Source organism: bacterium (assembly GCA_035370465.1).
In the GTDB taxonomy this organism is placed as follows: domain Bacteria; phylum Ratteibacteria; class UBA8468; order B48-G9; family JAFGKM01; genus JAGGVW01.
Genome location: DAOOVW010000015.1, coordinates 26,598 through 33,288 on the forward strand (window position 1 = coordinate 26,598; position 6,691 = coordinate 33,288).

Genomic DNA, 6,691 nt, shown 5'->3' on the forward strand with positions numbered 1-6,691 from the left:
AAATGGAAATTTTAAATGAAATAATAAAAACTTCAATAATGCTTTTTATTGTAATAGATGCAATTGGTGGTATTCCTATTTTTATTTCTCTTGTTCCAGACATCTCAGAAGATGAAGTTAAAAAAGTTGTGAATCTTGCTATAATTGTAAGTTTTTTTATTCTTTTATTTTTTGGAGTTATTGGTAGATGGATACTTTACTTATTTAATATAAATTTAGAAGAATTTAAAATTGCAGGTGGATTTCTCCTTCTTATTATTGCCCTTGACGAAATTTTTAATATATTACCTGAAAGAAAATATCCAAAAGAAGAACTTGGAATTGTTCCAATAGGTTGTCCACTACTTGCAGGTCCAGGAGCAATTACAGTAATTCTTGTAATTCTTTATAGATTTAATTTTCCCCAAAATTATATTATAATGAGTGCAAGTGTAGTTATTGTCACATTGGTAAACTGGATTATTCTTTCAAGGTTAATTAATATCAAAAGAATTTTTGGTAGAAAAGGTATATTACTTCTTACAAAATTGATGGGAATAATTCTTGCTGGAATTTCAATAAATTTTTTAGTTAGTGGAATAAAAAACTTATTTACCGGCTAATCAATTTTTTTGTAAAAATCTTTGATTTTTTTTATTGCCTCTTCTGGTTCATTAACAATAGAAAAAATTAAAAGGTCTTCAGGAGAAATATATCCTCTTTTAAGTTGGGTATTTTTCATCCAATCAATTAGTCCTTTCCAATATGAACTATCAAAAAGAATAATAGGAAATTTATGAATTCTTCCTGTCTGAATTAAAGTTATTGCTTCTGTAAATTCATCAAGAGTCCCAAATCCACCTGGAAAAATTACAAAACCCTTTGTATATTTAACAAACATAACTTTTCTTGTAAAAAAATATTTAAATGAAAGAAGTGTTTTGATATATGGGTTTGGCTTTTGTTCATGAGGTAGTTCTATATTAAGCCCTATTGAATTTCCTCCAGCAAGTGTTGCTCCTTTATTTGCTGCTTCCATTATTCCAGGACCCCCACCAGTTATTACTGTATAACCATTTTTTGAAAGTAATTTCCCCAATTCAACTGCCTTTTTATACCAGATATCTCCTTCTTTAACTCTTGCAGCACCCCAAACAGTTACTGCATCTTTCACATTACCTAATTCTTCAAATCCCTCAATAAATTCAGCCATTATTCTGAAAATTCTCCATGACTCTTCTGCATAAATTTTTTCTTCCTTATTCATTATCTATCCCCCTCTTTATTTATTTTTTCAACTATTAGAACTGGACCATCTTTTCCAATAACTTTTATCTCTTCATTTTTTTTAATAATTTCGTTTTTATCTTTTGGAATACCTTTCCAATACTCACCATGAACAAAAATTAATCCTTCAGGATTTAAATCCGTTTTAACCCTTCCTTTTTCTCCAATAAGTCCCTCAGTTCCAGTTGTAACTTTTCTCCTTCTCGTTTTAAGAGCAAATAACAATATAGCCCATATAAAAAAACCAGATGCAAAAGCAACAGTGAAAATTAGTGAAGTAGCAATTTTTATTTCAGAACCAGGTCTGATTAGCATAAAAGAACCAATAAGAAAAGAAATAATACCTGAAATAAAAAACAATCCAAATGTTGGAGTTATTGCCTCAATTCCAAAAAGTATAAAACCTAAAATAAGTAAAAGAAGTCCTGCAATGTTTATAGGCATTGTATGTAAAGCAAAAAATCCAAGTATCAAACAAATTGTGCCTGCAATACCTGGTAGTCCAAAACCAGGATGTGAAAATTCTAATATTATTCCCCACATACCAATTATTAAAAGTAAATACGCAATATTTGGGTCTGAAATTGTTTTTAAAAAATCATCTTTAAATGATTGTTTTAGTGATTCAAAAACAATATCTTTTGTATGAAGAATAATTTCTTTTTCATTTTTCTTTATTTTTTTCCCATCAAGTTTTTTAAGAAGTTGGTCAATATCTTCTGCTATAAAATCAATAACATTATTTTTTAATGCTTCTGTTTCGGTTGAGGAAATACTCTCTCTCACTGCTTTTTCCGCCCATTTTTCATTTCTTCCTTTATATTTAGCAATACTTTTTATAAAACTCACCGTATCATTAACTACTTTTTCCTCCATTGTTTTGTTCTGCTCATCTCCACCAGTTAAAGTAACAGGATGAGCAGCACCTATATTTGTTGCAGGTGCCATCACCAAAATATCACACGAAAGAGCAATAAAAGTTCCAGCAGAAGCACATTGTGCTCCTGATGGATAAACAAAACCAATAATTGGAACTTTTGATTTTAATATCTCCTGAACAATTTTTCTTGTAGAGGATAGAAGACCACCAGGAGTATCAATTATTAGTAAAACAAACTCTGCATTATTCTTTTCTGCTGAATTTATAACTCTTGTAATTTGATAATATGTAATAGGACCAATAGCATCATTTATATTTAAAGTGTATGCTTTATTTTCAGAAAAACAAAAGGATGATATTAAAAAAAAGCAAGGAAGAAATAAAATTATTTTTCTCATTTTTCTAAAATAGCAGGTCTTTTATAAATTTTCCCTTTATATTCAACTTCAATCATTGGCCAGTTTTTATCTTCTGTTATTATTGTATTTTTATCTTTTTCAATAATAATTGTATCTTCTGATTTTGTCCCTGTTATTGAAGGATTCCAAGCAAATGAACTTTTTTCAATAACTTTTTCATCTGTCTCTTCTGTAACCCTAAAATATCTTGTTGAATAACCAGTTGGTCCTCCTTGATGATGTAATTGCCACTCATTTTCAAAACCTGTTTCTTTATATGATGATTTTGCTTTTTTAAAAATATCTGACATCTTCACATCTGGTCTTGTCTCATCAATAAAAACAGTATCAACAAAACAAACACTTTTATGTTTTCTCAAAATAGATTCCTCCAACTTTCCAAAATTAACTATTCTTGTAAGAGATACAATAAGACCATATCTTTTCCCACAAATAGCAATTAAAACTCTCTTATCTAATTTTTTTTCTGTTGGTATTGGATGTCTGTATTTCTCAATTCGTTCATCTGCACCAACAAGTATAACAACTGGAATTATATCTTTTTCCCATAACTTTTGACTTACTATACCTGCAATTTCAGTTTCTTTCATTCCCGGTTTTATAACTTTTGAAATTTCTGTAATACTTTCAGATGCCAATTTTCCAACTTCCTTATATCTATCAATTTCCTCATCAACTAATGGAAAATGTAATTTTTCTAATTTCACAAGGACAGTAAAATTAGTTGGAATATCCGAACCAATTTTGCCTTTACATATTTTTTTAACTTCCTCAAACAACTCATTTTCTTTATACCAATTCTTTACGATAAATTCCCAATCACTAATTTCTTCTTCAAAAATTCTTGGATATTCAATATTTGTTGTTAAAAGAAAAGATTTATCAGGTGTTATTAAAATACTACAAACACCTTTTTCTGTATTAAGTCCAACAAAATTTTTCTTCCCACCGGTTAACCATGAAAAATTTGATACACCTGATACTAAAATTCCACTCAATCCATTTTCTTTTATATATCTTCTTACTCTCTCAATTTTAGTTTCTTTTTCCATTTCCTTAATTTACCTTTTTTTCTTTTCTGTTGTCAAATTTTTAGTATGTCAGAAATACAAAAAGTGTTAGTAAATCCTAACTGAACCCCATACTAATTCTCAGTATCTAAATATCTTATTGCTCAATAGATATACCTACCTGAACTTGAAGAGGTCATTTTAAGGCGGTTTCAGAATTAAGAGAGTTTTTATTTTCTGAGCAAGTTTATTTGGTAAAAGTTTTTCTATTTTAACCCCTAACTTCCCACAAATCAAGTAATCGGTATTCTGAAATGTTATTTTTAAGAGGTAAAAAATACAAATTTTTAAAAAAAAATAAACATATAAATTTTATTTAAATTGCTTGATAGTGGTATATTAACATATAAATTTTCAAAGGTATTCTGCAGGATTTCAATAAAAAAGATTTTAAATATTGACAGGGAGATAGGATTAAATTATAAAATTACTTAGTAAGTAATATAAAAGGAGGCGGGTATGAGTAAAACTGAAAAAGTTAAAGAATACGCAAAAAAATGTGGAGCAGACCTTGTGGGGATTTCCTCACCGGAGAGATTTGAAGGTGCACCTCTCCAGATGGACCCTCGTCAAATAATGCCCGGAGTAAAATCAATAATTGTTTTAGGATTCAGAGTATTCAGAGGGACATTTAGAGGGATTGAAGAAGGGACATTTTTCAGTAATTATTCATCTATGGGATATGGAGGAATAAGTAATATTCAAATGCCAATGGTGCTCTGGAATTTTTGTAAAATAATAGAAGATAAGGGATATGAGGCAATTCCATTAGGACATTTGAGTCCATGGAGAGCAATTGATGAAAATGGTGAAATTAAAAAAGGATATAGTCGACCAGTTGCTCCAGGTAAACCTACGCCGGATGTAATGATTCATCATAGGATAGCGGCTTTTTGTGCTGGATTGGGAGAGATTGGATATAGCAAGGTTTTTCTAACACCTGAATTTGGACCAAGACAGAGATTAGGGGAAGTTCTGACTGATATGCCTTTAGACCCTGACCCACTATATGAAGGACCTGCAATTTGTGATAGATGTATGGAATGTGTAAAAGGATGTCCAGCAGGTGCAATAAGTAGGATAAAAACTGTAAAAGTAGAAGTTGCAGGTAAGATGTTAGAATGGGGAGAATTAGATGTAGAAAAATGTTCAATAGGGTTACGAGGAGGAAGAAAAGTAAAAGAGGGAGAGAAAGGAGATTATCTACAGGGTCGTTCTGATGTAAAACCGGGGATGCATTCGCCATTTTATCATAAACCCCCCAATGTTTTTATTCATGGAGAAGCGATATGTGGTGGTAGAGGGTGTATTAGAGCATGTATGATTCATTTAGAAAAACAGGGAAAGTTAAAAAATAAATTTAAAGACCCATTTAGAAAAGAAACACCATGGAGGGTAAACTGGGATTAATACAGATAAATTATAAAGTTTCTATTCTAATCCGTAAAGTAAAAGGAGTGTTTTATGGCAAATGTACAGGAGATAAAAATTAAATCAAGTGTAGATGGTACTACCCAACCTAATATAATTATTACTTCATCCTCATATAATATTGAGAATTTTGTTCCTTTACTTGTTGCTTTACATACCTGGCAGGGTGATTATAAGCAATTAGTGAAACCCATAGAAAAACAGATAGAAAAAAGGAACTGGGTTGCACTTCTTCCTAATTTTCGTGGTCCTAATTGTTTAGAAAATCCTGATTGTAAGAAGGCATGTGGTTCTGAATATGCACAAAGGGATATTGTAGATGCGATTAATTATGTTTTTTCCTGTTATAAAATAGATAAACAGAGAGTTTATTTAATTGGTGGGTCTGGTGGCGGATATATGAGTTTAATGATGGTTGCTAAATATCCAAATATGTGGTCAGCAGTTAGTACATGGGCATCCATTAGTGATTTAAAAAAATGGTGGGAAGAAAATAAAAATTATAGTATACATATTGAAGCATGCTTAGGTGGTCCACCGGGTAAAAGTTCCGAAATTGATAAAGAATATTATGAAAGGTCTCCAATTAATTTTATTACATCTGCAAAGAATGTTTGGCTTGATATTCACCATGGGATAAATGATATGGTAGTTCCATATCATCACAGTGAAGATGTTTATAAAAAACTTATAGATGCAGGCAGTAAAAAGGCAAGGTTTACATTATTTAAAGGAGGACATACTATTAATTATTTTCAGGCATGTCAGTGGGTTAGTAAAAAAAGCAATGAAATTGTTGTTACAACTTGAAACATAAATAATTTTTAAAAATTCCATGAAGATTAGAATTGTTAATAAAAATAAGCAGTAAAATATGAGAGAATGTATGATGAGTTTAAGTCCTAAATTCCCATATATACTTGTTCAATTGAGTATGTTGAAAAGAAGCAAGTATTAATGACATAAAGCAGGTTTTCAAACGTTTGTTTTGTAGTTTGCCACAAAACACATCAGATTATTTATGTTATAGACAATTACCTTTTTACTCGTGATTTGCCTGCCCATATATCCCATATTTCTTCATCTCCTCTATTGTCCTATCTAAACTGCTTACATCTACTATATTCCAGGGTAAATACTGAAAAATAATGGCAACCCTTTCCCTTTGGCCACTACAAATAAAAATTTTATCTCTTCCTCTATCTTATCTATATATCCCCACTCGTTTATATCCATATTTATCTGATTAGGTAGTCCTGTTGTATCTATTATTATCCCTTCTTTGGTAATGTCTATTTTTTCCTGTAAAAACAAGAAGCAACCATCTATAAAATTTTCAACTACTAAAATTGTAAAACATATCCACAATCTCGCCCGTTGGGTCTTTACGCCCGAGGGTATCCTGCGGCTTTTTAAAAATATAAAATTTTTCTCTTTTTCTTCCTAAATTATATTAAAACCTGTTATATCCTTCCCCCCTTCTCCTGCTTCCTTACCTGCTACTATTTCTTCTATCTCTTGACGAACTCTCTTACTTGGTGGGAGACTTTTATTACTATTCATTGCAACCCCTTTCTTTTTTATTCATATATACAGGATGGCCTTTATCTTTGTCAAATTTATTT

7 protein-coding genes are annotated in these 6,691 nt (G+C 30.6%); 3 read left to right on the plus strand and 4 right to left on the minus strand.

Annotated elements, in window-relative coordinates; translation table 11 throughout:
• The first annotated feature begins 2 nt into the window (after window positions 1-2).
• A complete protein-coding gene (locus PLW95_03470; protein HOV21724.1) occupies window positions 3-602 on the plus strand; it encodes a MarC family protein in 600 nt (199 codons plus the stop codon).
• Here PLW95_03470 and PLW95_03475 read toward each other — a convergent pair.
• The 3 genes from PLW95_03475 to PLW95_03485 are packed head-to-tail and all read right to left on the minus strand — an operon-like array spanning window position 599 to window position 3,617.
• The gene (locus tag PLW95_03475; GenBank protein ID HOV21725.1) at window positions 599-1,246 is read right to left on the minus strand and encodes a TIGR00730 family Rossman fold protein; all 648 of its coding nucleotides are present in this window, start codon (window positions 1,244-1,246) and stop codon (window positions 599-601) included. The two genes, PLW95_03470 and PLW95_03475, sit on opposite strands and share 4 nt — an antisense overlap.
• The gene (locus PLW95_03480; GenBank protein ID HOV21726.1) at window positions 1,246-2,544 is read right to left on the minus strand and encodes a nodulation protein NfeD; all 1,299 of its coding nucleotides are present in this window, start codon (window positions 2,542-2,544) and stop codon (window positions 1,246-1,248) included. Before PLW95_03480 ends, PLW95_03475 begins: the two co-directional genes overlap by 1 nt.
• Window positions 2,541-3,617 (minus strand): aminopeptidase P family N-terminal domain-containing protein, encoded by a 1,077-nt coding sequence (locus PLW95_03485; GenBank protein ID HOV21727.1) that lies wholly within the window; start codon window positions 3,615-3,617, stop codon window positions 2,541-2,543. The genes PLW95_03480 and PLW95_03485 overlap by 4 nt, the downstream gene beginning before the upstream one ends.
• 477 nt (window positions 3,618-4,094) lie before the next feature.
• Between PLW95_03485 and PLW95_03490 the strand changes: the two genes are divergently transcribed.
• Together PLW95_03490 and PLW95_03495 are read left to right on the plus strand one after the other, a co-directional pair.
• Window positions 4,095-5,045: a hypothetical protein gene (locus PLW95_03490; protein HOV21728.1), complete on the plus strand. Its 951-nt coding sequence runs from the start codon at window positions 4,095-4,097 to the stop codon at window positions 5,043-5,045.
• Between the two features lie 54 nt (window positions 5,046-5,099).
• Window positions 5,100-5,876 (plus strand): prolyl oligopeptidase family serine peptidase, encoded by a 777-nt coding sequence (locus PLW95_03495; protein ID HOV21729.1) that lies wholly within the window; start codon window positions 5,100-5,102, stop codon window positions 5,874-5,876.
• A gap of 309 nt (window positions 5,877-6,185) precedes the next feature.
• On the opposite strand, the gene PLW95_03500 is transcribed toward PLW95_03495, so the two are convergent.
• The gene (locus tag PLW95_03500) at window positions 6,186-6,434 is read right to left on the minus strand and encodes a hypothetical protein (GenBank protein ID HOV21730.1); all 249 of its coding nucleotides are present in this window, start codon (window positions 6,432-6,434) and stop codon (window positions 6,186-6,188) included.
• Between the last annotated feature and the right edge of the window lie 257 nt (window positions 6,435-6,691).

What these genes read in the sequence shown, in the direction of transcription:
- PLW95_03470 (HOV21724.1), top strand. Translation starts at nt 3, where the DNA reads ATGGAAATTTTAAATGAAATAATAAAAACTTCAATAATGCTTTTTATT.
- PLW95_03475 (HOV21725.1), bottom strand. Translation starts at nt 1,246, where the DNA reads ATGAATAAGGAAGAAAAAATTTATGCAGAAGAGTCATGGAGAATTTTC.
- PLW95_03480 (HOV21726.1), bottom strand. Translation starts at nt 2,544, where the DNA reads ATGAGAAAAATAATTTTATTTCTTCCTTGCTTTTTTTTAATATCATCC.
- PLW95_03485 (HOV21727.1), bottom strand. Translation starts at nt 3,617, where the DNA reads ATGGAAAAAGAAACTAAAATTGAGAGAGTAAGAAGATATATAAAAGAA.
- PLW95_03490 (HOV21728.1), top strand. Translation starts at nt 4,095, where the DNA reads ATGAGTAAAACTGAAAAAGTTAAAGAATACGCAAAAAAATGTGGAGCA.
- PLW95_03495 (HOV21729.1), top strand. Translation starts at nt 5,100, where the DNA reads ATGGCAAATGTACAGGAGATAAAAATTAAATCAAGTGTAGATGGTACT.